The 24,585-nt window shown below is 57.5% G+C and carries 22 protein-coding genes and 1 tRNA gene; 14 read left to right on the plus strand and 9 right to left on the minus strand.

Going from position 1 to position 24,585, the window contains the following annotated elements; translation table 11 throughout:
- Positions 1 to 384: 384 nt before the first annotated feature.
- The 3 genes from WW58_RS08235 to WW58_RS08245 all read left to right on the plus strand — a co-directional run bounded on the left by WW58_RS08235 (position 385) and on the right by WW58_RS08245 (position 2,800).
- Positions 385 to 462 (plus strand) — tRNA-Asp (locus WW58_RS08235).
- 142 nt (positions 463 to 604) lie between these two features.
- Positions 605 to 2,164, plus strand: coding sequence for a pyridoxal-phosphate dependent enzyme (locus WW58_RS08240; RefSeq protein ID WP_046436868.1), 1,560 nt, complete (start codon positions 605 to 607; stop codon positions 2,162 to 2,164).
- Between the two features lie 66 nt (positions 2,165 to 2,230).
- On the plus strand, positions 2,231 to 2,800 hold the full coding sequence (locus WW58_RS08245; RefSeq protein WP_046436803.1) for a Maf family protein: 570 nt from the start codon (positions 2,231 to 2,233) through the stop codon (positions 2,798 to 2,800).
- Between the two features lie 103 nt (positions 2,801 to 2,903).
- Here WW58_RS08245 and hflX read toward each other — a convergent pair whose 3' ends face one another.
- From hflX to WW58_RS08260, 4 genes are all read right to left on the minus strand, one after another.
- Positions 2,904 to 4,217 (minus strand): GTPase HflX, encoded by a 1,314-nt coding sequence (gene hflX, locus WW58_RS08250; protein ID WP_046436805.1) that lies wholly within the window; start codon positions 4,215 to 4,217, stop codon positions 2,904 to 2,906.
- A gap of 9 nt (positions 4,218 to 4,226) precedes the next feature.
- Positions 4,227 to 4,358: a hypothetical protein gene (locus WW58_RS13345; RefSeq protein WP_012419640.1), complete on the minus strand. Its 132-nt coding sequence runs from the start codon at positions 4,356 to 4,358 to the stop codon at positions 4,227 to 4,229.
- A gap of 208 nt (positions 4,359 to 4,566) precedes the next feature.
- Positions 4,567 to 7,149, minus strand: coding sequence for a serine/threonine-protein kinase (locus WW58_RS08255; protein ID WP_102758730.1), 2,583 nt, complete (start codon positions 7,147 to 7,149; stop codon positions 4,567 to 4,569).
- A gap of 131 nt (positions 7,150 to 7,280) precedes the next feature.
- The gene (locus WW58_RS08260) at positions 7,281 to 8,663 is read right to left on the minus strand and encodes an ROK family protein (protein WP_012419642.1); all 1,383 of its coding nucleotides are present in this window, start codon (positions 8,661 to 8,663) and stop codon (positions 7,281 to 7,283) included.
- 201 nt (positions 8,664 to 8,864) lie between these two features.
- Between WW58_RS08260 and WW58_RS08265 the strand changes: the two genes are divergently transcribed.
- Complete coding sequence (locus tag WW58_RS08265) at positions 8,865 to 9,728, plus strand: CPBP family intramembrane glutamic endopeptidase (RefSeq protein WP_046436809.1); 864 nt, start codon at positions 8,865 to 8,867, stop codon at positions 9,726 to 9,728.
- Positions 9,718 to 10,614 carry a thiamine-phosphate kinase gene (locus tag WW58_RS08270; protein ID WP_046436811.1) on the plus strand — a complete coding sequence of 299 codons (897 nt, stop codon included), beginning with the start codon at positions 9,718 to 9,720 and terminating at the stop codon, positions 10,612 to 10,614. Before WW58_RS08265 ends, WW58_RS08270 begins: the two co-directional genes overlap by 11 nt.
- 44 nt (positions 10,615 to 10,658) lie before the next feature.
- On the opposite strand, the gene WW58_RS08275 is transcribed toward WW58_RS08270, so the two are convergent.
- A complete protein-coding gene (locus WW58_RS08275; RefSeq protein WP_051729305.1) occupies positions 10,659 to 12,500 on the minus strand; it encodes a lysophospholipid acyltransferase family protein in 1,842 nt (613 codons plus the stop codon).
- A gap of 138 nt (positions 12,501 to 12,638) precedes the next feature.
- Between WW58_RS08275 and cmk the strand changes: the two genes are divergently transcribed.
- Genes cmk through recF form a run of 3 tightly spaced genes read left to right on the plus strand, consistent with a single transcriptional unit; the run spans position 12,639 to position 14,962 of the window.
- Complete coding sequence (cmk, locus tag WW58_RS08280) at positions 12,639 to 13,280, plus strand: (d)CMP kinase (protein ID WP_046436813.1); 642 nt, start codon at positions 12,639 to 12,641, stop codon at positions 13,278 to 13,280.
- A complete protein-coding gene (locus WW58_RS08285) occupies positions 13,277 to 13,888 on the plus strand; it encodes a lysophospholipid acyltransferase family protein (protein WP_022197634.1) in 612 nt (203 codons plus the stop codon). Before cmk ends, WW58_RS08285 begins: the two co-directional genes overlap by 4 nt.
- An 18-nt stretch (positions 13,889 to 13,906) precedes the next feature.
- Positions 13,907 to 14,962 carry a DNA replication/repair protein RecF gene (recF, locus tag WW58_RS08290; protein ID WP_046436815.1) on the plus strand — a complete coding sequence of 352 codons (1,056 nt, stop codon included), beginning with the start codon at positions 13,907 to 13,909 and terminating at the stop codon, positions 14,960 to 14,962.
- Positions 14,963 to 15,016: 54 nt separating this feature from the next.
- Here recF and WW58_RS08295 read toward each other — a convergent pair whose 3' ends face one another.
- Entirely contained in the window at positions 15,017 to 15,520 is a 504-nt protein-coding gene (locus tag WW58_RS08295) for a flavin reductase family protein (protein WP_046436872.1), read from the minus strand.
- A gap of 163 nt (positions 15,521 to 15,683) precedes the next feature.
- Between WW58_RS08295 and rnc the strand changes: the two genes are divergently transcribed.
- Together rnc and WW58_RS08305 are read left to right on the plus strand one after the other, a co-directional pair.
- Positions 15,684 to 16,379 (plus strand): ribonuclease III, encoded by a 696-nt coding sequence (gene rnc, locus WW58_RS08300; protein ID WP_046436874.1) that lies wholly within the window; start codon positions 15,684 to 15,686, stop codon positions 16,377 to 16,379.
- Between the two features lie 143 nt (positions 16,380 to 16,522).
- Positions 16,523 to 17,854, plus strand: a complete 1,332-nt coding sequence (locus WW58_RS08305) for a porin (protein WP_046436817.1) — start codon at positions 16,523 to 16,525, stop codon at positions 17,852 to 17,854.
- A 42-nt stretch (positions 17,855 to 17,896) separates the two neighbouring features.
- On the opposite strand, the gene WW58_RS08310 is transcribed toward WW58_RS08305, so the two are convergent.
- The gene (locus tag WW58_RS08310) at positions 17,897 to 18,964 is read right to left on the minus strand and encodes a tyrosine-type recombinase/integrase (protein WP_046436818.1); all 1,068 of its coding nucleotides are present in this window, start codon (positions 18,962 to 18,964) and stop codon (positions 17,897 to 17,899) included.
- A 234-nt stretch (positions 18,965 to 19,198) separates the two neighbouring features.
- On the opposite strand from WW58_RS08310, the gene WW58_RS08315 reads away from it, so the two are divergent.
- Positions 19,199 to 19,906 carry a PEP-CTERM sorting domain-containing protein gene (locus WW58_RS08315; RefSeq protein ID WP_146023965.1) on the plus strand — a complete coding sequence of 236 codons (708 nt, stop codon included), beginning with the start codon at positions 19,199 to 19,201 and terminating at the stop codon, positions 19,904 to 19,906.
- Between the two features lie 431 nt (positions 19,907 to 20,337).
- Positions 20,338 to 20,571 (plus strand): DUF1232 domain-containing protein, encoded by a 234-nt coding sequence (locus WW58_RS13350; RefSeq protein ID WP_012420033.1) that lies wholly within the window; start codon positions 20,338 to 20,340, stop codon positions 20,569 to 20,571.
- 33 nt (positions 20,572 to 20,604) lie between these two features.
- Here the strand turns inward: WW58_RS13350 and WW58_RS08325 are convergent, their stop codons facing one another.
- Positions 20,605 to 21,417: a TatD family hydrolase gene (locus WW58_RS08325; protein ID WP_035196335.1), complete on the minus strand. Its 813-nt coding sequence runs from the start codon at positions 21,415 to 21,417 to the stop codon at positions 20,605 to 20,607.
- Positions 21,418 to 21,422: 5 nt separating this feature from the next.
- Complete coding sequence (locus tag WW58_RS08330; RefSeq protein ID WP_046436823.1) at positions 21,423 to 21,695, minus strand: hypothetical protein; 273 nt, start codon at positions 21,693 to 21,695, stop codon at positions 21,423 to 21,425.
- A gap of 200 nt (positions 21,696 to 21,895) precedes the next feature.
- Here WW58_RS08330 and WW58_RS08340 point away from each other — a divergent pair, with 200 nt between their 5' ends.
- Entirely contained in the window at positions 21,896 to 22,597 is a 702-nt protein-coding gene (locus tag WW58_RS08340) for a succinate dehydrogenase cytochrome b subunit (protein ID WP_012420030.1), read from the plus strand.
- 21 nt (positions 22,598 to 22,618) lie between these two features.
- Positions 22,619 to 24,577, plus strand: coding sequence for a fumarate reductase/succinate dehydrogenase flavoprotein subunit (locus tag WW58_RS08345; protein WP_012420029.1), 1,959 nt, complete (start codon positions 22,619 to 22,621; stop codon positions 24,575 to 24,577).
- Positions 24,578 to 24,585: the final 8 nt, after the last annotated feature.

A 24,585-nucleotide genomic window follows, 5' to 3' on the forward strand; every position in this document is an offset into this window, starting at 1 on the left:
TAATAGTCAATATGCTCAACACGACGTAATTTTTCAACAGAGATAAAATACGCTATTAACCGGATGCAATATCGTATTTGAAATCCGTTGTCAATGACCATTTTTGAGGCCAAGCCCTTTAGGAAGCATGGAACAGCCTGAAAGGGGAAAGAGAAAAAACGGGGGTACCAGTTTCAAGAATCGGCATTATTAATATTTTATTCATTATCTGGGTTAATTCATATCATTTACGGATTTCAAATCCGTCCGGTTATTTAACCTGTTTCTCCCAGCAAGAAAACCCCGCATGCAGGAAAAAATGATTTCTTGTCTTGCATTTCTGCGGGAGCGCCTGTATAAGCCTCCACGTCCCCGCCGCAAGGCAGGGACGGCATCCAAGGTCATGGAGCGGTAGCTCAGTTCGGTTAGAGCGCCAGCCTGTCACGCTGGAGGTCGCGGGTTCGAGCCCCGTCCGCTTCGCCACCTTGTTCAGAAGAAACAGCCGCCTCCGGGCGGCTTTTTTCGTCCAGAAAACCTGAATTCCGGAAAACAGGCCGCCCCCCCGGGAACGTTTTACTGGAAAAAGGGGTTGGACTTCAGTAGAATGGGAGCCAGCATTACAATCATGAGCATACTTTCGGACCGTCTTTCCGCGGAAATACTGCAGGCCCGCCAGCGCGTCTACACCGTTGGCGAGCCGACTCCTCTCCAGCGATTGAATCTGCCGGGCATCCAGGCCCCGGTATACGCCAAGAGAGAGGATCTGGGGCCCATCCGGGCCTATAAGTGGCGCGGCGCGTTCAACTGCATGGCCGCATTGAGCCAGGAAGCCCGTGACAAGGGCATTGTGGCGGCTTCCGCCGGCAATCACGCCCAGGGCGTGGCGCTGGCAGCCAGAGTGCTGAACTGCCATGCCACCATTTTCATGCCGCGCTCCACGCCGGAAGTGAAGCAGACGGAAGTGCGCCGCCACGGCGGTAGGCATGTGAAGATCATGCTCCATGGGGACTGCTATGACGAGACGGCCGCCGCCGCCCATGAATACACGGAAACTCACGGCTGCACTTTTGTCCATCCTTATGACGACCTGGTGACCATGGCCGGACAGGGAACGCTGGCGGACGAAGTGGTGATGAGCGGAGAAGGCCCTTTTGACCGCGCGTACGTCGCCATCGGCGGCGGCGGACTGGCCGCCTCCGTGGCGTGCTGGCTGAAAAAATTCTGGCCCCGCATCAAGGTCATCGGCGTGGAAGGCATCGACCAGGCGTCCATGAAAACTTCCATTGAGCAGGGACGCCGGGTGAATCTGGATTACGTGGATGTCTTCTGCGACGGCACAGCCGTCCACATCCCCGGAGAATTAACCTATCCCCTTTGCCGGGAACTGGTTGACGAGTTCGTGACCGTGACCAATAATGAGGTCTGCCAGGCCATCCGGGCCATGTGGGAATCCTCCCGCGTCGTGCCGGAACCATCCGGAGCCATGAGCCTGGCAGGATTCCTGAAACAATGGAACCGGGGCGAAGTAAAGCCGGAGGAAAAGAGCTTCGTGGTCATTTCCGGAGCCAATATGGATTTCACCCACCTTACCCAGATTGCCCGGCAGGCGGGCATCGGCAACCATGAAACGCGCTATCTGCGCATTTCCATGGATTCCAAGCGCGGACAGGTGCTTAAATACCTGCGCCACATTCCGCAGGATACGACGCTGGTGGATGTGCAATACGGCAAAACGGAGGGAAACACCCAGCACCCCGTGTTCGGCATTGCCGCTTCCGATGAAGACCTGGATACCATCCGCACGACACTGAAAAAGAAAGGAATAGAATTCGAAGACATCAGTGAGGACGACGACGTGCGCTTCCGCATGATTCACTACCAGCCGGAACTGTGTCAACACCCCCTGTTCGTCCACATTGAATTTCCGGAACGAGCCGGCGCCTTCCTTGACTTCATGGAACGCATCGCGGATCTGGCTTCCCTCTGTTATTTCAACTATACCTACACTGGGGAACGCGTAGGCCGCGCCCTGGTGGGCATGGAATTTGATACAGCGGAAGACCGGGAAACCATCCGGAAACGCATGAGCGCCTTTTCCAAAAACATTATCAGGTCCATTCGGGAAATTTCCCCCGAGGCTTTCCAGAGGATCATGGGAAGCAGACAGTTGACAGGCAATCATTGACAGCCCATCATCCAGGGAGCTTGAGAAAAATCGGCTCCCTGTTTTTCATGACCGCTTTTTTCTCCCATGATTCCGCCCGTCATCCTGGCCTCCCAATCGCCCCGGCGGCGTGAATTGCTGGAGAAAACCGGCATTCCTTTTTCCATTATTGTCCGGGGCACGGAAGAACTGAAAGAGGCTTCCATGCCCCCGCAGGAACTCTGCCTGCACAATGCCGCCGCCAAGGCGGAAACCGTGTTCCAGGAACATCCGGATTCCACCGTCATCGGCGCGGATACGCTCGTTTTTCTGGAAGGCTTTCCTCTTGGCAAGCCGGAAGATGAAGAAGAAGCCCGGTCCATGCTCCGGAAGCTCTCCGGACGCACGCACCATGTCTGCACGGCGGTTGCCATCCGTTCCCCGCTGGGCATGAAAAACCTGGCCGTGCTGACGGAAGTAACGTTCCGGAAGCTGACGGAAAAAGACATCCTCCATTACATGGAACTGGTGGACGTGATGGACAAGGCCGGCTCTTACGCCTTTCAGGAACACGGGGAGATGATTATTTCCTCCGTGCGCGGGGATACGGACAACGTCATCGGACTGCCTGTCAGGGATGTGATGAAATGCCTGAACGGCCTGGGATACCGGGTTTGACCCGTCCAGGAATCCGGACATTGTCTCCGGAAGAAAAGGCGTTTCCCGCCCCGAAACGGCCTTCGGAGCGCAAGGCAAAGCCCCAGGCTTCAGGAACAGGGGATTACCTGTCTGCCAGGAACGATTCCAGTTTATTGTAAAAGGCCACAGGAAGCACAGCTTCCAGCAAGGTCCCTTCCTCTACATATTCCGTAGAGAAAACCTTGCCTTCACTATGCATGGCGGCCACCAGGTCGCTGCGGGTATAGGGAATCAGGAACCGGGCGCGCCGGACACGGCTTTCCAGCATTTCCACGCAGGCATTCAGCAGGTCTCCCTCACCATTCCCTTCTTTCACGGACATGGGAACCACCCTGCCGCTGAAATGAGGCGCCAGCAGCGTTTCCAGGGCCCCGCGCCGTTCTTCCGGCACCAAGTCCACCTTGTTTAGAACCACGATCATGGGCTTGTCACCCGCACCCAGTTCGTTGAGAACCTCCAGAGTCGTTTCATAATGGCGCACGGCTTCCGGATCGGAAGCGTCCACCACCTGAATCAGGAAATCCGCCAGAACGGCTTCCTCCAGCGTGGACTTGAACGCTTCCACCAGACGGTGCGGAAGGTTGCGGATGAAGCCCACGGTATCCGTCAGCAGCAGCGGCTGCCCATGGGGAAGCTCTATCTTCCGCGTTGTGGTGTCCAGCGTGGCAAAAAGCATATCCCTGGCCATGACTTCAGACCCGGACACCAGGGACAGGAGGGAGGATTTTCCGGCATTGGTATAACCTACAATGGCGGCCGTGGCGACGGCCTGGCGCTCCCGTTCCTTGCGCTGCGTGGTGCGCTGACGGGTCACCAGGACCAGTTCCCTTTGAATAGCCTCAATTCTGGCGCGCGCCAGGCGACGGTCCACTTCAATCTGCTTTTCACCTTCCCCCCTGGCGGCTCCGCCGCCTCCCTTGCCGCCGCCGGAGCCCCCGCCCTGGCGGTCCAGGTGGTTCCACATGCGGGCCATGCGCGGCAGGGAATACTGCATGCGGGCCAGTTCCACCTGCAGGGTAGCTTCCCGTGTCCGGGCGCGCCTGGCAAAGATGTCCAGAATGACCTCTTCACGGTCAATGACGCATTCGTCAACAAGCCGTTCCCATTCCCTCTGCTGGGAAGGGGAGAGCATATTGTCAAAAACAACGCAATCCGCCCGGCAATCCAGCGCCAGCTGCTTCACTTCCTGCGCCTTTCCGGTGCCGCACAGGAATTTGGCGTGCATGTCCCTGGACTTGACGAGGTGCTTCCCTACGATGCCGATGCCGAGATTGGAGACAAGGTCTTCCAGCTCATCCAGCATGGCCTGTTTTTCCCCGGCCTCGGAGGGATCGAAGTAAATGGAAACGAGCATGGCCCGTTCCACCATTTCCGGTTTTTCGCGGATTTCAAACATACAGGGAAGTTAACGGAATTGCTTGCTGGAGGTAGGCTGGTAATCCTTCAGAGCGAAGTCCGCGGGCTTATGACAATCACAACTGCATGAAGAGAGGAAGCCGGCCACGCATGCCAGCGTCAGAAAGCTGATCAGTCTCATGCGGCTATGAGACCTGTCCGAAGTACCCTAGGCAAGCAAATTTTACTTCATCACCATTACTTTTCTCCAAATCCGGAACAAAGGCATTTGCCCGGACGGTTTTCCTTTTTTCCGGCCCGGGGGCAGCCGGCAAAACACGCGGCGGGGGCAGAAACCTGCCGGCGGCAGCAATCCGCCGCCTTTCAAGGGCCTTTATTCCCTTCCGGAATCAACTTGATTTTCCATCGTCTCCCGGCAGCCCTTCCTCCGCCTCCAGACTGTTCATCCATAAATTCCATTTTTCAATGAAAGAGCGGTCCATCTGAAGCAATGCTTTTTCCTGCTGTGCGGAGGAAATGGTTCCCGTCAGCCTGCCAAAAATAAGCAAAGGCTTGGAATACGTATCCTCCAGGGAAGAAAATTCCGCAGGCTGCTTCTGGCGGCATTCCCGCGCCAGAGCATGCAGGGAGTTGAACGGAAGCTCGTTCCAACTGACCTGGTACGCACCGCTTCCTTCCCGGCTGTCCTGAGGCTCCACGGTCAGCAGATGTCCCTTCATTCCTTTCAGGCGCACCCTGGAGCCATCTCTGAGCACCAGAGTTTTCCCCGGTTTCTTTTCCAACAGTACGGGCAAAAGTTTCTCCATGCGGGAGAACAACGGCAGCATCTGGTCCGTCATTTCCCGGCGCATGGCCAGACGGGCTTTCACCGCAGGAGAGGAAATGACTTTTTCAGCCTCTCCATAAACAGTGGAAACTTTCTCATAATCACCGGTTTCCTTCATGATGCCCTCCGCTTCCCGGCAGACGTCTTCATAACTTCTGGATTGGGCGGCCAGCAGGATTTCCCTCCTCTTTTCCTCCTCCAGTTTTTTTTGCATCTCTTCCGCCTTTTTCCTTTCAGACGCCTTCACGGCTTCCGCAGCCTCCCAGTCCCGCGCAGCCTGGTACTGCATCCTCAAATGATCCAGTATTCCTTCCAGCGCGGCATAAGCCGGAGACATGGAAGGAACTTCCCCAATGACCATCTGTTCCCGCAGGAAGTCCGCCGCGGACCGTTTGGCCTCTACTTCAGCCACCGTTTTTTCCGGCATGTCCTGAAGACGTTTCAAGCGCGCGTACTGGTCCGTATACTTCTCCAGGTTGCTGAGCCACGCGGAAGCCAGCTCACGGACGTTCCTGTCCCGGTCATCCGCCGCATCAGCGGCCACCCGGTCCAGAAAGCCGCCGTATTCCGTCCATCTCCCGGCAAAGTACCAGGATTTCAGCGCCATGCCCACATAATAATGCACGGCCAGGTCAGAATTGGAGCGCAGCCCCGGCATCCGGGAAGACCAGTCTGCGGAGCTCAGGTACATGACCAGGTTGCCAATATCCCTGGAACGTTCCAGTTCCTCAGGGTCCCCGCAGGCTTCCATCTTTCTGCCCAGTTCTTCCAGACGCTCCACCCCTTCCGGGAACTGGCCGCGCACCCACATGCACAGAACCTGGTTCAAACCGGCCCAAAGGGATGTGGACAGGGGGCAGTCCGGCTGAGCCGCCAAATCGCCGAACATGGCGGCGGCTTTCACCAGATCCCCACGGTTCAGGGATTCCTGGGCTTCGTTAAACAGTTTGCCGAAGCGTATGCTGCGCTCCAGCCGCGATTCCGCCGCCTCCCTGTCTTCCAAGGCTGCTTCCGCCGCAGGAGAAATAGGCGAAGGCGGAGTTACGGGAGAAGGAGCTCCATCCTCCCGCCATTCCGCCCATCCCCAAACGCCCAACGCCAGCGCCACTACGGAAACAATGGAGGAGGCAACGATGATGCGGCATTTCCTGCGCCGTGCGTGCCGGGCCTCCACCGCGCGCCGTTCCGCCCAGGTGAGACCGGATTCCTGCATGGCCCGGGCGTATTCCTCCTGCGCCTGTTCCACGGCATCCATCAATTCGGGATAGGAAGAAAACCTGTCTTCTTTATTAAAAGCCATCAGTCTGTCCACAATGAAACAGGTCATTGGAGAAATGTCGTTCACCACCTGCTCCAGAAGAGGGAGATTTTTCTTGTTCTCCAGAAGAATATCGGAAGACTGGGAAGCGTCCACACGGGGAGGCGCACCTGCCAGCAAATGGTACATGGTAGCACCCAAAGCGTACATGTCCGTACGGAAGTCCTCCTCTCCTCGCAGCAGCGTTTCCGGCGCGGCGTAATAAGGAGTAACCCATATTTCCCGCTCCATGTCGGATTCGCTATGAAGCAGGGACAGGCCGAAATCCACGATTTTGACGACTCCGTCGGGGGACAAAAGAACATTGGCGGGCTTGATATCCCTGTGCATAAGGCCCGCATTCCATGCGGCGTCCAGCCCGCGCACGATATCCAGCGTCAGGCGCAGCACCCTGTCTTCCGGCACACGTTCCTCCGCAGCAATCAGGGCATCCAGGCCATTGCCCTCCACCAGCTCCATGGCAATGTAAAAAAGGCCCTGGTCACGCCCAACGGCATAAAGCTGCACCAGATTTTCATGGGAAACCCGCGCCATGATCCGGGCCTCCCGTTCAAAACGTTCGCAGCGCAGGGCATCCCCGGCATAAGTATCATTCAGCACTTTCAGGGCCACTTCCCGCCCCAGAACGGCATCCTCCGCCCGGAACACCACACTCATGCCGCCTTTTCCCAGTTTTCCGGTAATACGATAAGGCCCCATGCGCGTTTTTACACGCGTCAGCGCCTGGCAGCCCGGGCAAATGGCGTTGGCGTACGGAGGCAGCAGGGAAACATCCATGGGCTGTCCGCACGCCGGGCAATTGACGATGTTTTCTTGCTGGGGAACCATGAACGCAGGGCGGCGGAACGGGAATCAGAAAAAAGGAAGGAGGAAAAATGGCGCGGATTGTCCGCCCCCCTCCGAATATGAGCAGGGAGGGACCCCAGCCAGGGCCCCTCCCGCAAATTTGATTAATCCCGTCAGGAGAGAGCCGGAAGGGAAGCGGCGGCTACGGCCTGTCCGTGGCGCTTGGTCTTTTCATCCGGCACGCGGAGCTGGATCTTCAGCTCGGGGAATTCGGTGCGCAGCACTTCTTCCGCCTTGTCAATGATGATCTGGCCGCCGTCTCCGGAAGCCACACGGCCCAGGAAGAGCAGGTTGCGGATATCATAGAACCTGGCGTAATGGGCAATGGCATAGCCGAAGTGCACGCCGATGGTTTCATAAATCTTGCGGGCGCGTTCGTCGCCTTCCGCCATGGCGGCCTGAACCTTTTTAAGCTGTTCCGGGAAGGGCATTCCTTCAAACTGGAAGCCGGCGCGGGGGGCCAGGCGGGCCACAGCCTGCTGAGAGAAATAAAGGGCGCCTACGCCCATATCCTTGGACCATTCGTCCACTCCGCCTTCCTCCGAGTAGTCCACAGGGGCGAAAGCCAGTTCATTCAGCCAGGGCTTGATGTGGCCTTCCGGATCCACGTAGCCGGCGGCCTCGGAGGTGCCCATGGCCACGCCGAGCACGGCGTTATCGTTCATGCCCATGGCCCCTGCGAGGGCGGTGACTTCACCGTCATTCACCACTTCAAAGGGAATGTTGTTCCATTTTTCCTTCTGGAGGGTGCGGAATACCTTGCCGAGAGTCTTTTCAATGTCTTCCTGGCTGACGCCGCGGAACAGGGAGGAGGTGCGTACTTCACTGTTGATGATCACGCCGGCGGAGGATCCGCCGATGGCGTCCACCCGGGGGAGATGAGCGGCGGCGCGTTCCAGAGAATCCTGAATTCCGTCAATGTGATACTGGGGATCCTTCTGGAAGTAAGGGTCCCAGACCACTTCCTCGGAATAAACTACTTCCCCATTCACCACGGCGGCGCATTTGCGGTCGGAACCGCCCAGGTCAAAACCGATGCGGCATCCGTCCAGGTTGCGGCCCAGTGTCATGGAGCCGGAGTATTCCTCGGGAAGTTCTTCCACGGAAACCTTTTTCACTTCAATCGGGGAGCCGTAAATCTTCTTGCCGATGAAATCCCAGTCGAATTCGCGGATACCGCCCTTGCAATAGCGGGAGGCCAGCATGTCCGCAATAGCGTCATCCCCGGCGACGAGGATGATATTGCCGCCCTTCTGCCACAGCAGGAATTTCACAATGCGCTCCACATAGGTTTCATTCAGGGCAATGTTTTCTCCGGTATGGGGAAGAAGCTTGCCGGACCAGCGGAAACAGGTCCCGTCATTGCGGGTCAGAGCGATATCCACTTGATGAGAAGCAGGATCGGCGGCGGCTTTGGCCTCAAAAGCTTGATTCCAAAGAACGGCCGGCACGAAGCCGGGGTCCAGCACAGGCGTGATTTTGGGTTGAATATTCATGGCGATAATCCGTTGGGAACGTAGCATACCCGCTTTTCCTTGAAAAGTATTCATTCCCTTTCCTTATGATTTTTTTTTGCGGAATGAGGGGAGATAGCTCATTTTCTGCTGGAAAATCACCGTGTTTCCACTAAAGAAACAGGAGCTTTTCTTCCGGCACGGCCCCCTGGAAGGGCGGCCCATTCCACACATGCCTATTCCATGAATGAATTAACGGACCAGCTCATTACCCTGTTCTCTTCCATCCTGATTACCGTCATGTTCCTCGCCGTGGCGGTAAACATATTCCGCCGGAATCATGCGCCTGATACCCGGCATCCGCTGAAATGGCGCATTCCCGTAGGCCATCTGGACATGCTGGACATCGCCATGTGCGGCATCATCGTGCTTTACTTCAGCCTGGGGGCCCTGTTGGCGGCAGCCACGCCTCCGGGGGCTTCCGCTCCGCCCAGCACAACCAACATGGAGCTGGACAGCTACAAGGTTTTCAACGGAACCTGCCTGAATCTCATTCTGGCCTTCGTCCTGCTGGTGCGCATGTTCCATACGGGCCGGATGGAGGCACTGGGATTGAAAAAACATTCCCTGAAAGTCCTCCTCTACGCTCCGGCGGCAGGTTATCTGCTTGTGCTGGCCATCCATTTCCTGCTGGACAAGGCGGGCCTGTTCCAGTGGATTAAACACGCCACCAACGCCCCGGCCGAACAATCCATTGTTTCCGTGCTGAGGCATTCCAGCGACATTCCCCTGATCACGGTTATCTGCTTCAGCGCCGCCATCGCCGCCCCTCTGGTGGAGGAACTTATTTTCCGCGGTTATCTGTACCCGATCATGAAAAAATACATGGGCGTCTGGTTTGCCCTGATCACCACCTCCCTCCTCTTCGGCATCATCCACGTCAGCCTGGTTCCGTTCATCCCCCTGGCAATCTTCGGAGCCGTACTGGTGCTGCTGTACGAATACACGGGCAGCATCTGGACGCCCATCATCGCCCATTGCATTTTCAACACCGCCACTCTCATCAACATTCTGTATCCCGGCATCCTTCTTCCGTATGGAACCTGAGCCCAGCATCCGGCAGACGGGAGAGGATGCGCTGGTAGCCCGCCTCCTGCCCCTGATGCCTTCCAATCCGTCCCTGGAAACGGGGCCGGGAGACGACTGCGCCATCATCCGGGGGTCTGGCAACCGCCAGCTGCTCCTGAAAACGGACTGCGTGGTGGAAGGCATGCATTTCCTGCCCGGAACGGACCCGGAGCTAATCGGGAGGAAGGCGCTGGCACGGGCCGTTTCAGACATAGGGGCCATGGGCGGCACGCCCCTTCACGCACTGGTGACCCTGTTCGTGCACGCAGACCGCCCTATCTCCCAGGTGGAAGGAATTTACCGCGGCATGGGGCGGCTGGCGCGGCAGTTCGGCATCAGCATCGCCGGGGGGGAAAGCTCCGGCCTGCCCGCGGACGGGCTTATCATCAACGTGGCGCTGACCGGAGAAGTGGAGGAAGGCAAAGCCGTACTGCGCAGCACGGCGCGGGCGGGGGATCTGATTGCCGTAACGGGAACGCTCGGCGGCAGCTTTCCCACCGGTCACCATCTTTCCTTCATGCCGCGTGTCAGGGAAGGAGGCATCCTGGCCGCCTCCGGCGTAGCCACCTCCATGATGGATCTTTCCGACGGGCTGGGCACCGACCTCCCCCGGCTGGCGGCCGCCTCCGGGCTTGGGTTCCGTATTCATGAAGAGCTTCTTCCCGTGCGCCCGGGGTTCACTGCGGCCCAGGCTGTAGGGGATGGGGAGGATTACGAATTGCTGGTGACCTTCCGTCCCGGCGACCGAGAACGGGCGGCACAACTGGCCGCGGAGCATTTTCCGGAAACGCCTCTCACCGTCATCGGGGAAATGACTGCGGAAACGGCCTCCGCCCTTCCCCCAGGTTACAGGCACTTCAGCTAGCCCGTTAAGAATCGGGGGCAGAGCCACGCAAAACGCCTGCGGAATTATTCCGCCGCCTTTTCCTCCTCTTTCTCCCGCTGCATGTAAGGCAGGAGCTGTTCATACGCGTCTTTGCCCAGATAACGCTTGATGGAACGCTCCGGCGTTTTGAAAATGTCCACCAGGATCAGGCAGTCCAATACGTCGCCAAAATGCTTGTCCACGCTGAAGGAAAGAATTTTGCCGTTCAATTTCAGATATTGGCGAAGCAATACGGGAATGCCCTTGCCATCCTCTTCTATATCAGCGACCAATTGGGACAGCCCCTGGGCATCTGCCAGCCCCAGAGGGAGGATGCATGATTCCGACCTCTTCAGATCCGCTTTACGGGGCGGATTGTAGGCCCTCACCTCATTCACCAGCACGGGCTCCATTTCATGCGCCTTCAGATAGGAGACGATGAGGGCGCGGGAAAGGTTGGTGTAATCCCGGGAAATGCTGACCGTGCCGAACAGGTAGCGGTAATGGTGGTTGCGGGCCATGAACTGGCCGATGCCCTCCCAAATGAAACCGAGAGCCAGCGGCCTCTTCTGGTATTCCGGAACAATGAAGGCGCGCCCCATTTCCAGAGAGCGGTCCAGCACCCGCAAAGCGGCAGGGGAAAAGGAAAAGTATTCTCCGTTGTACAGCCCTTTGACACCGTAGCGGGCAAGGATTTTGTCCGTTTCCCCCATGCGGTAGGCGCCCACAATTTTCTGGTGCGTTCTGTCCCACAGGAACAGGTGTTTGTAATGGTTGTCGTATGTATCCAGGTCGCAGGCGTTGCCGGAACCTTCCCCTACCTGGCGGAAAGTATATTCCCGCAAACGCCCTATTTCAATAAGGATATTGGGGATTTGCAGGGCATCCGCCACGTACACGTCCCAATCTCCATTTTCCTGACGGGCATGCAGACACTCCGGGGGCAGCGCGTCGATTTCCGCCTGCATATCCTGCACGGAAACGGGGGAGGTCAGCGCGGCCATCTTCGCCTTCCGGTCCTTTTTGTGCACATGGGGGCGGCGGCTTTTTTCATAACTTTTGCCCAGCAGATAGGTGCGCAGGCGCAGATGGGAGACGATGGCTTCATCGGAATCATACTGTCCAAGCTGGCTGAACGGAATGGGCTTGCCTACCACAATGCGGTGTGTCCGGCGGCCGTCCCGACCCACTTCACGGGGAAGGAACGCCACGCGCGCCTTGCGGTTGATCAGGGAAATGCCCTGGAACAGCAGGCTGTTGCGCCCCGGGAAATATACGGGCACCACCGTCGCTTTCGTCATGCGGATAATGGCGGCGATATTCGCGTTCCAAGGGTCGTCCGTCACCCTTTTGTGGGCCAGGGAAAAACTGGAGACCGTGCCGGCGGGGAAAATGCCCAGAACCCCGCCCTGCCGCAGCCAGGAAATCATCTTGCGCATACCGGAAAGGTTTTTGCGCCGGGCGTTCTCATCCTCATACACGTCCACCTTGATGAGCCAGGGATCCAGCTCCCCGCACAGGGAAAGCTGCTCGTTGACCAGGATGCGGACATCCTCTCTTACGCGGGTAAGCAGCTCCCCGAACATGATGCCGTCCGACAAGCCGTGCGGATGATTGGCAACGACAACGACAGGCCCTTTCTTAGGAATATTTTCCAGGTCCCCCGGGCGCAGCTGAAGCTTCAGGTTCAAATGCCTGGAGGCAAGCTGAAAGAAATTTTCCTGAGAACCGGATTCTTTGTCGCGCACGATCTTGTCGTACGCCTTGTTCAGGCGTTCCAGGCCCAGCAGCTTTTCGGCGGACGCGGCCACCAGAGCAGGCAGACGCGTATTCTCGTCCAAAATGTCTCTGATGTCCACCATCTTCGGGTGTTTGAGCTGGGCCATGCCCCGCTGTATAACGGATTTACGGGAAAAAGTGAAACTCTTTTTGCAACGCCCTTCGGAACGCAGTCTTGATTTCCACAGGGCTCAAAGCTACAATTCAAACGGCTTTAGCCCCCATTTCCAACTCAGAAGACACTCATGCATCCAGCCATCGCCATTGACGGCCCCGCCGCCTCCGGAAAATCCACCGTCGCCAAGCTCATCGCGGACCGCCTCGGCTATACGTTCATCAACACCGGGGCCATGTACCGGGCCGTTACCTGGTACATGCTGGAACAGGGCATCAACCCTGCGGACACGGCGGCCGTGCTGGAATCCCTGCCGGCCGTGCCCCTCTCCTTCGGCAAGGACGGCAGCCAATCCGTAGTTCTGTGCGGACAGCATGTGCTGGGCGAAGAACTCACGAGCCAGCAGGTCAACGACCATGTTTCCACCATTGCGGCCATCCCGGAAGTACGCGCCCTGCTGGTGGAACGGCAACGGGAATATAACCGCCGGGAACCCGTCGTGATGGAAGGAAGGGACATAGGCACCGTGGTTTTTCCGGATACGCCGTTCAAGTACTTCGTCACCGCCTCCGAGGAAGTGAGGGCCGCGCGCCGCGCTGCGGAGGGACTGACGGACTCCATCGCGGAGCGGGACCGCAAGGATTCCTCCCGCGCCACCGCCCCGCTGGCGCAGGCGCCTGACGCTCTTCTGGTGGATACGTCAGACATGACGATTGACCAGGTCGTCCGTTTCATCACCGACAACATCCAACAAAAACTCTCCTCCAGATGAACTCTTTCTACTGGGTTTTCTACACGCTCTTCAAAAGCATTTCCAAAGCCTTCTTCTCCTGGAAAGTCGTCAACCGGGAAAAACTCATCGAAGACGGCCCCGTGCTCATCGTCAGCAATCACCAGAGCTTTCTGGATCCGCCCATGCTGGGCATTTCTTATGAGGACGGCATCTATTTTTTCGCACGCAAGACGCTGTTCCAGGGCATTTTCAAATGGGCCCTGCCCCTCTGCCAGGCTATCCCCATTGACCAGGAAAACCCGGATGCCGCCAGCCTCAAGCACGTGATACGCCTGCTGAAATCCGGCAAGCGCGTACTCGTGTTTCCGGAAGGCTCCCGCACGCCGGATGGTAAAATCCATGACGGCATGGGCGGGATCGGCCTCATCCTGAGCAAAACGAAAGTTCCCGTGCAGCCCCTGCGCATCAGCGGTGCGTATGAAGCCTTTCCCATCGGCGCCCGGTTTCCCAGGCTCCGCCCCGTCACGGTCACGGTGGGAGACCCCATCCCCTTCACGCCGGCGGAACTCAACGCCAAAGGAAAAGATGCATACCAGCACCTGACGGACAAAATCATGGACGCCATCCGCTCCCTCCCTGCGGAATAACCCCCCTTTCCCGGCCCCATGATCTCCAGGCTGAAATTAATGGACTTCCGTTGCTACGGAAGCTTCTCCTGGCAGATTCCGCAGCAGGGGGCCATCATCCTGGGAAACAACGCCCGGGGAAAAACCAGCCTGCTGGAGGCCGTTTGCTTCCTGCTGCGCCTGCAATCCCCGCGCACAGCCCGGACCGGACCTCTGGTCTCCCACGGAAAACAATCCTTCGGCATCCGCGGAGAACTTCCGGGGCAAATCCGGCGCATCCTGTGGGCGCCGGACGCTCCGGACCTCCGCGTCAACGGAGAGCCCCGCAAAGACCAGCGCAGCTACCTGGCGGACAGCTATCCCGTGGTATGGATGGGGAATGACGACCTTTCCCTGGTGCAGGCCGGCGCGGACGCCCGCCGGAAATACATGGACTTTCTGGGCAGCCAGTGGCATCCAGGCTACAGACTGGCCCTGTTCAGCTACCGCCGGGCGCTGAAAACGCGCAATTACCTGCTCAAGCACAGGCACCGGGACAAACTCCAGCTGGACGCCTACACGCGCCAGCTGGCCCTGCACGGCACGGAACTGAGAAACCTGCGCGCCCATCTGCTGGCGCTCCTGGCGCCCCATATCGCCCTGGCCTACCGCAATATCGGCGGAAGGCAGGAACAGGTCTCCATCGCTTACCGCGCCTCGGAGGAAGGAGACCTGTATGAACGGCTGTGCGCCTCCATGGACCGGGATATCCGGTACGGACAAACCCAGAACGGCCCCCACCGGGATGACCTGGACATCACGCTGAACGGCAGAAACGCCGCTCAATTCGCTTCCGAAGGGCAGCAGCGCACCACCGCCATCTCCATGAAGCTGGCGCAGTCCTCCCTCCTGACGGAAGAAACGGGACATACACCCATCCACCTGATTGACGATGTCTTCGGGGAGCTGGATCCCACGCGCCGGATAGCCTTTCTGCAGTCGCTTCCAGCGGACGCGCAGAGCCTCATCACCACCACCCATCTGGACTGGCTGCACGATGCTCCGTGCCCCCTGCCAGCCTTCCGGCTGGAGGATGGAACCCTTGCCCCCCTCTGAAAAAGCGCGGACAGAAACAACGAACAGGCGTCCGCCTGCGGCATTTCCGGGACGCTATTCCTTCACCCATACGTTCAGGATTTCCACAATATACATTTTATGGAAATCCCCGGCGGCATACCACTCCGGCACAATAGATTTATCCAGAAAGGCTTCCGGGTTAAGAGGCTCCGCGTACAGCTTGCGGCACTCCAACACCAGGCGCGCTTCCGTAAAACTTACATTGCCGTTCTCCGTCACGTATGGCGTCAGGCCGGAGGCGGCCACCTTGTCCGTATCCCGTCCGCTCGTTGTTCCGCACACGGTCAGAGCCTTATGGTACTCATGGCTGAAAAAGGAAAGCGTCAGCTCGTCCCCGGCCTCAATAAAACGGAAGGTATGGCGCTGGGGGCGGATAACGACAAACGCCACGGGCTTCTTCCACATGAACCCCAAACCGCCCCAACTGGCCGTCATCATGTTGAAATGCTCCGGAGAACCCGCCGTCACCAGCATCCAGTCGCCCCCGATCAATTGTACGGCATTATCCTGAATCTCTTTTGGTTCAATCTTCTTCATCATCGTCTCCAACGTTCGTTCGCAAACTATTCTATACCCCTCCTCCCATATGTCAAAGCTGTGGAGCGGCCGGGATGACGCGGGAAAACAAATTCCGTCCCCGCCGGGAAGCTCTCTCCGTTTGGAGTTGCATTTCCGGAACGGCGGCCCTAGCATTTCCGGGATGAATCACACCGCGCTGGAAGACAAGCTGGGTTACCGTTTCAACAATCCGGATCTGCTCGTTCAGGCCCTTACCCACCCCAGCACGGACAGCAAGCCGGAAACGCGCCGGGCGTATGAACGGCTGGAATTCCTGGGAGACGCCATTCTTCAGCTGGCCGTCACACAGTACCTTTACCACCACATGCCCCAATCCCCGGAAGGGGAACTGACCCAGCTGCGCGCCCGAACCGTCAGCCGCGCCAATCTGGGCAAATACGGCTTTATCCTGGGGCTGGATAAACACATTGCCCTGGGAAAGGGGGAGGAACGGGCCGGCGGACGGAGCAAAAATTCCATCATCGCCAACACATTTGAATCCGTCTTCGGAGCCATGTCTCTGGATTCCAACTATGAAACGGCCAAGGCTGTGGCCCTGCGCGTCCTCCATGAAGCTCTGGATTCCGCGGCCAGCCATCCCAAGGAAATCAACCCCAAGGGGGAACTCCAGGCTATCCTTCAGGACATCCTGCCCGAAACTCCTTCCTATGAAACGGAAGAAAAAGGGCCGAGAGACGCCGAAAACCGTTTTGAATCCCGCGTTTTCTGGCATGGTCACGCCATTGGAGCCGGTTCCGGGGCCAGCAAGAGAAAGGCGGAAGTGGCCGCCGCCGCAGACGCCCTGGACGCCAGGGCATGGCTCCGCATGACCTTGTAACCGCCAAAGGGGGACGGGTGGCTATTTTGTCACCCTTAAGCCTTGGACACTCCTGTGGCTGGTTTGATAGACAGAAGCCGTCTCCGGGAGGAAGAACCTTCCCCGGAAGACCTTCTCACAGACAAACCAACCATAGAAAACAAATGAAGACCTATACTCTCCCCGTCATCGGCCTCATGACTCTCGGAGCCTCCGCCTTTGCCGCTGCCGCACCCTCTACCGGAAACTCCCTGCCGGCCCGTGACAACTTTTCCGCCTGCAAATGGCTCGGCGACCGTTTCAAGTGGTTCAACTCGGAACGGGACCACAAGAATCCCTACATCCAGGAATTCAACGTTTCCCTCCGCATGCAGTACGGACTGGACTGGATTGACCCGAACGGCGAAGGCCGCGTCATGGGAGAAAAGGAAGGCAACGGCCACCGCTTCAACGATGAATGGCGCCGCTTCCGCGCCGGGTTCAACATGAAGTTTCTGAACAACTTCAAGCTCAACAACGTCTGGAACATCGGCGGCATGGACGGCCTGGAAAGCTACAATGCAAAAACCAACACATGGGACACCTCCGACCTGACCTACTCCCTTTACGAACTGAATCTGGAATACAAGGGAGGCCCCGTCACCTATGCCATCGGCAAAATAAAGCCGCGCATCACCGGGGAATACCGAACATCCTCCTCCGCCATTCTGACTATCGAACGCTCCATGCTGGTCAACCAGCTCCGCTCGGAAACCAATTACGGATTCCAGGTGAACAATTCCGACAAAAAGGATAAGCTCGGCTGGGCAGCAGGCGTCTGGCTGAACGGCAACGGGGGCACCGGAACCGGCACGTTCAACAACCGCATTGAACCCGCTTTCAATTCCCGGGACAACTGCTTCATCACCGGCACGCTGAGCTATGACACGTCTAACGACGTTTTCCTGAAGAAAAGCCGTCTGTGGCTGGATTACGCCCACAATTTCACCAAGTGGGGAGACGACGCCCAAAACAAGGCGTATGAAAAACTGACCGGTTACGGCTTTAAATCCAAATACCAGGGTACCGGAGCCAGGGACGTGGTAGCCCTGACCTGGGAAGGTTCCGAGGGGGACTTCTCCCTGATGACCGAAGTCATGGCCGGCTTCAACGTCATCGGCATGAAAGCGGGGGCTGAAAACGTCTTCGGCGTGACCGTCATGCCGTCCTACAAGTTCACCCCCCACTGGGAAGGAGTGGTCCGCTACCAGATGGCGGCGGGCAGCAACGCCGTAAAATGGGAAAAGCGCTATACGCAGAACTCCACTTATTCCGGAACTTCCGACTGCATGCAGGCCCTGTACCTGGGCGTCAACTACTACATTTTCGAATGCAGCCCAAACATGGCCAAGATCATGGCGGGCATCGAATACGCCCATTCCAACGGCACGGACGCCAGCCGGCAGAAAGGCTTTACCGGATGGAGCTACAATATCGCTTTCCGCACCAACTTCTAATTGCCGGACGGTATCATCCCGTCAACAGCTGGCCGCTTCTGTTCAGGGGCGGCCATTTTTAATGGCGTGGCGCCCTGCATGGCAGTTCCCCCAAAAAACGGCAGCCGTCATTTCCGTAATGCCTTCCATATTCAAATACCTGGTTCTTAGCAAATCGGAAGAAGCATGCCCCATTTCCATCTGCAATACATGCAAATTCTTGAAATGCCTGGCAAAATAACTGGCAAACGTATGCCTTAACATATCCGCAGGCCACTTCTTTTCCTTCCCGTCCCACCCGGCCAACCGTCTCAGCTCCCTCCACTTCGCCGGCCAGTTGCGCGGGCATACGCTTCCCGACACAGATCCCATAGCAACCGCTCTTTCCAGCAGATTTCCCAAAACCGGCTGGATCGTCACAATGCGGGCTCCTCCCGTCTTGCTGTGGCGCGCCCTCAGGGAAACCATTCCCTCCCTTAAATTAATCTGTGCCCAATCCAGCCTTCTCACTTCTTCCGGGCGGATGCCGGCATACAGCATCAGCCCAACCGCGGCCAGGCACGCCCCTCCGTCATACTCTTCCGCAGCAGCCAGCAACCGGCGCATTTCTTCCAGGGACAGCACGGGAATGGAATGCTCCTTCAGCCTCGGCAGGTCCACATGCGCCACAGGGTTTTCCGTGCACCATCCGCGTTTCACGGCCGTTCCGAAAATACCGCTGAGCACCAACCGGGCCTTATGCCTCTGCCTAAGGGTATCAAATGATTTTTCCAGACAGGCGCGGCATTCCCGGGGCGTGATAAAGCGTACGGGCCTTCGGGCTATTTCCGGACAAAACCTCAACAAACGCCGGCTGATATAACGAAAATCATCCCTAGTTCTTTTCCTGCGATCTTGCCGAGCCTCCATAGCCTCATCCACGGCTTTCCTGAACACTACCGTTTTTCCTCTGGCAACCAGGGCTTCCTCTCCCAGCCGGATGCATTCCCTTGCCCTCTTCCATCGGCTGCCGCGCCCTTTGCTGGCCTGCAGCAATTCATGCGCCAGCTGGGCGGCTTCCACCACATCCAGCCCTGTCTTTTTTAAAATGGCCAGCGCCGCATGATCCGTTGCTGAAATTTTCTCTCTCATTTCATATATTTTGCAACGGTTTTGGAATCCGTAGTCAAGTAAAAATAGTCGTTTATTAATCAAAAGGTTCGCCAACTTCATTCATGCCGTTTCACCGCACCGTCATATCAGCAATTCTCTTCCAGACAGTTTGATGACAAAGAGGACACAGGAATTCCTATACGGATTCCAAATTCGTTATTCAAGCACAAGTACATACATTGAATCTTGCATCATTTTATTAAGATACTGACCATGAATAAATTATTATCCACCCTGATTCTTTCGGTCGGCATGAGCCTAAGCGCTACCGCGGCTACCTCTCTGCTGGATAGCTCCATCGTGGGATATTCGGACTTTGCCTCCCAAACGGCGGATTTCGGCACCCTGAAAGATTCCGTTTCCATCACGTCTGACGACAGCAATCTGACGTTATCCGGGATAACCTTCAACGGATACGGTGCCAACAACCGCGACGTTATGTCTGTGACGATGGTTCTTGACCTGTCCAAAATCAACACTCCGGACGCCTATACCGCTCTGTTTAACGCCAAAAACAGCAGTGTAAGCTGGGGCGTGGGCCTGAACACGGACCGGAAACTCCAGGGATTATGGAACAACACCTCCTACAGCGGGCCTGTCGTTGACACCCCGCTGGGCACGGAAGGTTCCCTGACCATTTCCGTAGTCACCGGAGATCTTGGCACCCGCATCTATTTTGGAGACAGCACTACGTACTATTCCAACAGCGGCCTGAAATTCGGCAACCAGCAAATTGATCAGATTCTCATGGACGCAGGACTGGCTGAATCCATCGAACAGCTCTACATTCACGACTCCCTCCTTTCCCAGGAACAAGTTGGTCAACTGATGAGTGAAATCGCCAGCATCCCGGAACCCGCCACGGCTTCCCTGGGCCTGCTGGGACTGGCCGCGCTGATGATGCGCCGCCGCAGGGCATAAGCCTGTACCGTCCGCCTCCCTATATTCAAAGGCCGGCTCACAAAATCGTGAGCCGGCCTTTTCCTTATCCGTTCAAACATCTGCCGGAAAAAACAGGGGGGAAGAAGCTTCCATTTGCTGCGGTACCCTCACGGCCAGCACTTGACGGGGAAATGGCATTCAGGCTCCCCCGGGAGGGTCATTTCAAGAGCTTCCGGCCCCGCCCCACTTCCGTACACGCCCCTTTTTCCCATGCCGGGACAGCCGGAACCGGAGCATGCAAAGCCCGGCTTCCCTCAGCATCCGGAACAGCCCATCCTTTCAGCAATCCATTTCCCCGCACGGTCCGGATCGCTGCGGTTTCCGTCCGTCGGCAACAGACTCCTTCCCCGAAACAGGGAAAAGGAGTGGGAAAATGGCTGAGCTTGAACCTTTATCCCCCGTTCCCGTCCATGAACCTTCAAAAACAGCAGCTGCTACTGCGCCTGTTCCGGTATTTCAAAAGCAGAAAAGGAGAACCGCGTTTTTTCAACAAACGGAATATATGCCTTCTGGCCGCCGCCGGCGCCTACATCCTGACTCCCGACGAATTCCTGTTTGACGGAATCGGCAGGCTGGGCCTTCTGGATGACGCGGCGGTCATCCTGGGCGCCGTCCTCACCGTCTTTTTCCCGGACGGGGACTAGAGGGCCGTACCCTCCGCCGCGCCTCGGGCGGAATTAGCGGGACGACACTTTCCGGAACTTCGGGGACTGTCCCATGAATGTCTCCGGATTTTCCAGGAGAAGACGTTCCGTTTCCTGCCGGGAAAAACCGCGCCTGCGTAGCTCGCAGGCCAGGGCCGTCAGCGCCAGGGGATCGGAATCCCCCCAGTCCGCCGCGGAATTGGCCCAGACACGGTCCATTCCGTACAATTCCAGAATATCCGCCGCCCGCTTGGGATTCAGCTTACTGGTGGGATAAAGGGTCAGCCCGGCCCAGTAACCGGCCTCCTTCACCAGCGGGAAGGTATGTTCCTCACAGTGATCCACCAGCACGCGGCAAGGGTCCAGATCCGGACGGTTTTTCAGGGCGGAAAGAATCATTACGGTCCCCTTAAGCTTGTCTTCCAGATGGGGAGTGTGAATCAGCACAAGCTGGTTGAGGCGCACCGCCAGATCCAGATGCTCTTCAAAAATAGTCATTTCATGGGAAGTATTCCGGTTCAGCCCTATTTCCCCGATGCCGAGGACATTGGGCCGGTCAATGAACTCCGGAATCAGTTTCATCACATCCCGCGCGAAAGCCACGTCCTGCGCCTCCTTGGGATTGATGCACAGCCATGTGTAATGGTCCATGCCGAACTTGGCCGCCCTGGCGGGTTCGCATTCCGTAAGCTGTACGAAATAATCCCGGAAACCGTCCGCGGACGAACGGTCGTAACCGGCCCAGAACGCCGGTTCCCCTACCGCCAGGCAGCCGGCCTGCGCCATGGCCCGGTATTCGTCCGTGGTGCGGCACACCATATGTATATGAGGTTCTATGAAAGCCATCATTCTTATTTGCTGAGGTTCGGGGCTCCGCAGGCCGCTTTGGCTGCGGCGGTTTCCGGCACGGTGTCATCCCTGTAGGAAAGGGCTTCCAGAATGGCCCGGACGCGTCCGGGGCCGGATGCGGACAAGAGGGGAAGAACATCCATCAGGGCATGGTAGCGGAAATCCGCCTCCCCTTCCCCGCGGTCCACCCGGTCCAGAAATGCGGCCACATCCAGAACGCCGGCGCGCGTCGCTGCGAAATCCGCGTCCAGCACCTCCTTTTTACTTCTTTTCATGCACAGACGATACGCCTGTGCGGAAAGCCTCGTCAAGCCGGAACAGGCAACAAAATGATAACCATTCCAAACTGATAAACAGCAACCTCTTTCCCCGGTTTTTCAAAAATCCGAAAAGCGCCGGAAATTCAAGAAGAGGCTTGCCATCCGGGCTTGAACCGGGCATCCTGTGAAGACGCATTTATTTCATTAGAGCGCCTATGAATGCACTAGTAAAAACCATATGTACATTCGTGACATCCTCCATCGGCCGCAAAATCATTGTGGCTCTGACGGGGTTATGTTTGGTCTTGTTCCTTGCGGGACACCTGGCAGGCAACCTTCTCATCTTCGGAGGCCCTGAATGGATCAACACCTACGCCCACGGCCTGCACTCCATGCCGGAAGCAGCCCTCTGGGGAATCCGCGCGGGGCTTGCGGTGATCTTCATCATCCACGTCTGGCTGACCATCCAGCTGAAGCTGGAAAACCATGCGGCCCGCGAACCCTACGTGTTCAAGAACACCATTAAGGCAACGCTCTCCTCCCGCTACATGATTTACACCGGTTTGACCGTCCTGGTGTTCCTGATCTACCACCTGTACCAGTACACCCTGCGCGTGGGATACGACCCCGCCCAGTTCACCACCTTTATTTCCGACGGTACGGTGGAAACCTTTGACGTGTACAAGATGATCGTGACCGGATTCTCCAACGTATGGTGCTCCGCCTTCTACATCCTGGCCGTTCTGATGCTGTTCAGCCATCTGCGCCACGGGGTACAGTCCATCTTCCAGACTGTGGGCGTCGATTCCCGCAAAATCCGGCCCTTCTACAACTTTATCGCCATCGCCTACGGCGCGATTATCTGCCTGGGCTTCATCTCCGTGCCGGTCTCGGTTCTTCTGGGTATCATCAAATAACCATCAACTCCTCTCAAAGTCATGATTAATTTTCCCGTAAGCGACTGGATGCCGGATGCCAAAATTCCCTCCGGCCCTATTCAGGACAAATGGTCCAAGTACAAACTTGAGTCCAAACTGATCAATCCGAACAACAAGCGCAAGTACACGGTACTTGTGGTAGGTTCCGGCCTGGCTGGCGCCTCCGCTGCCGCCACGCTTGCCGAACTTGGCTACAACGTCAAATGCTTCTGCTACCAGGACAGCCCCCGCCGCGCCCACTCCATTGCGGCCCAGGGCGGCATTAACGCGGCCAAGAACTACCAGAACGACGGCGACTCCGTTTACCGCCTGTTTTACGACACCGTTAAAGGCGGCGACTTCCGCGCCCGTGAAGCCAATGTCTACCGTCTGGCGGAAGTCTCCTCCAACATCATTGACCAGTGTGTGGCCCAGGGCGTTCCCTTCGGCCGTGAATACGGCGGCCTGCTGGACAACCGCTCCTTCGGCGGCGCCCAGCTCAAGCGAACCTTCTACGCACGCGGACAGACGGGCCAGCAGCTCCTGCTGGGTGCCTACCAGGCCCTGGAAAAGGAAGTGGCCAAGGGACACATTGAAATGTTCTCCCGCCATGAAATGATGGACCTGGTGTTGGTGGACGGCGAAGCCAAGGGCATCGTCACCCGCAATCTGGTTACCGGCGAAATCAAATCCTACGCAGGGGATACCGTCCTGCTCTGCACGGGCGGCTACGGCAACGTGTTCTTCCTGTCCACCAACGCGATGGGTTGCAACGTCACTGCCGCCTACAAAGCCTACAAGCGTGGTGCCTTCTTCGCCAACCCCTGCTTCACGCAAATCCACCCCACCTGCATTCCGGTCAAAGGCGACTACCAGTCCAAACTGACGCTGATGTCGGAATCCCTCCGCAACAGCGGCCGCATCTGGGTGCCCAAGTCCCGTGAAACCGCAGAAAAAATCCGTAAGAAGGAAATCAAGCCTTCCGATGTTCCCGAAGAAGAACGGGACTACTACCTGGAACGCAAGTATCCCTCCTTCGGCAACCTGGCTCCGCGCGACATTTCCTCCCGCGCCGCCAAGGAAGCCTGCGACGACGGCCGCGGCGTGGCCGTCACCGGCAAGGGCGTCTTCCTGGATTTTGCGGATGAAATCAAGCGCATGGGCCGCGAATGGATTGACGGCCAATACGGCAATCTGTTTGACATGTACGAAGAAATCACGGACGACGACCCCCATGAAACGCCCATGATGATCTACCCCGCCTCCCACTACACCATGGGCGGCCTGTGGGTGGACTACAACCTCATGTCCAACGTGAAGGGGTTGCACGTCCTCGGTGAAGCCAACTTCTCCGATCACGGCGCCAACCGCCTGGGAGCCTCCGCCCTGATGCAGGGCCTGTCTGACGGCTACTTCGTCATTCCCGCCACGCTGCCCGCTTACCTGACGACCACCAAGCCCGGTGCCGTCACCACCGCCGCCCCGGAATTCAAGGCTGCGGAAGACGAAGTGAAGGAACGCATCAACAAGCTCCTGAATGTGAAGGGCACCAAGACGGTGGACTCCTTCCACCGGGAACTGGGCCTCATCATGTGGGAAGACTGCGGCATGGCCCGCACGGAAGAAAGCCTGACCCACGCCATTGAACGCATTCCCCAGCTCCGCAAGGAATTCTGGGAAAACGTGCGCGTAACCGGCACGGCGGACGGCATCAACGCGGAACTGGAAAAAGCCTGCCGCGTGGCCGACTTCCTGGAATTCGCCCAGCTGCTCTGCTATGACGCCCTGAACCGCCAGGAATCCTGCGGCGCCCACTTCCGCGTGGAATACCAGCTGCCGGACGGCGAAGCCAAGCGCAACGACGATGAATACGCCTATGTAGCCGCCTGGGAATACACTGGCGTGGACAGCCTGCCTGTTCTCCACAAGGAACCGCTGACCTTCGAGAACGTGCACCTTGCCATCCGCAGCTACAAGTAAAGATAGCC

Source organism: Akkermansia sp. UNK.MGS-1, from assembly GCF_000980515.1.
GTDB lineage: Bacteria > Verrucomicrobiota > Verrucomicrobiia > Verrucomicrobiales > Akkermansiaceae > Akkermansia > Akkermansia muciniphila.

Coding starts and splice junctions, on each gene's coding strand:
- hflX (WP_046436805.1), bottom strand. CDS start 4,217: ATGTTTGAAATCCGCGAAAAACCGGAAATGGTGGAACGGGCCATGCTC.
- WW58_RS08315 (WP_146023965.1), top strand. CDS start 19,199: ATGAATAAATTATTATCCACCCTGATTCTTTCGGTCGGCATGAGCCTA.
- WW58_RS08265 (WP_046436809.1), top strand. CDS start 8,865: ATGAATGAATTAACGGACCAGCTCATTACCCTGTTCTCTTCCATCCTG.
- WW58_RS08285 (WP_022197634.1), top strand. CDS start 13,277: ATGAACTCTTTCTACTGGGTTTTCTACACGCTCTTCAAAAGCATTTCC.
- WW58_RS08255 (WP_102758730.1), bottom strand. CDS start 7,149: ATGGTTCCCCAGCAAGAAAACATCGTCAATTGCCCGGCGTGCGGACAG.
- WW58_RS08260 (WP_012419642.1), bottom strand. CDS start 8,663: ATGAATATTCAACCCAAAATCACGCCTGTGCTGGACCCCGGCTTCGTG.
- WW58_RS08310 (WP_046436818.1), bottom strand. CDS start 18,964: ATGAGAGAGAAAATTTCAGCAACGGATCATGCGGCGCTGGCCATTTTA.
- WW58_RS08275 (WP_051729305.1), bottom strand. CDS start 12,500: ATGGCCCAGCTCAAACACCCGAAGATGGTGGACATCAGAGACATTTTG.
- cmk (WP_046436813.1), top strand. CDS start 12,639: ATGCATCCAGCCATCGCCATTGACGGCCCCGCCGCCTCCGGAAAATCC.
- WW58_RS08245 (WP_046436803.1), top strand. CDS start 2,231: ATGATTCCGCCCGTCATCCTGGCCTCCCAATCGCCCCGGCGGCGTGAA.
- WW58_RS08325 (WP_035196335.1), bottom strand. CDS start 21,417: ATGGCTTTCATAGAACCTCATATACATATGGTGTGCCGCACCACGGAC.
- WW58_RS08330 (WP_046436823.1), bottom strand. CDS start 21,695: ATGAAAAGAAGTAAAAAGGAGGTGCTGGACGCGGATTTCGCAGCGACG.
- WW58_RS13350 (WP_012420033.1), top strand. CDS start 20,338: ATGAACCTTCAAAAACAGCAGCTGCTACTGCGCCTGTTCCGGTATTTC.
- WW58_RS08240 (WP_046436868.1), top strand. CDS start 605: ATGAGCATACTTTCGGACCGTCTTTCCGCGGAAATACTGCAGGCCCGC.
- WW58_RS08340 (WP_012420030.1), top strand. CDS start 21,896: ATGAATGCACTAGTAAAAACCATATGTACATTCGTGACATCCTCCATC.
- recF (WP_046436815.1), top strand. CDS start 13,907: ATGATCTCCAGGCTGAAATTAATGGACTTCCGTTGCTACGGAAGCTTC.
- rnc (WP_046436874.1), top strand. CDS start 15,684: ATGAATCACACCGCGCTGGAAGACAAGCTGGGTTACCGTTTCAACAAT.
- WW58_RS13345 (WP_012419640.1), bottom strand. CDS start 4,358: ATGAGACTGATCAGCTTTCTGACGCTGGCATGCGTGGCCGGCTTCCTC.
- WW58_RS08305 (WP_046436817.1), top strand. CDS start 16,523: ATGAAGACCTATACTCTCCCCGTCATCGGCCTCATGACTCTCGGAGCC.
- WW58_RS08295 (WP_046436872.1), bottom strand. CDS start 15,520: ATGAAGAAGATTGAACCAAAAGAGATTCAGGATAATGCCGTACAATTG.
- WW58_RS08270 (WP_046436811.1), top strand. CDS start 9,718: ATGGAACCTGAGCCCAGCATCCGGCAGACGGGAGAGGATGCGCTGGTA.
- WW58_RS08345 (WP_012420029.1), top strand. CDS start 22,619: ATGATTAATTTTCCCGTAAGCGACTGGATGCCGGATGCCAAAATTCCC.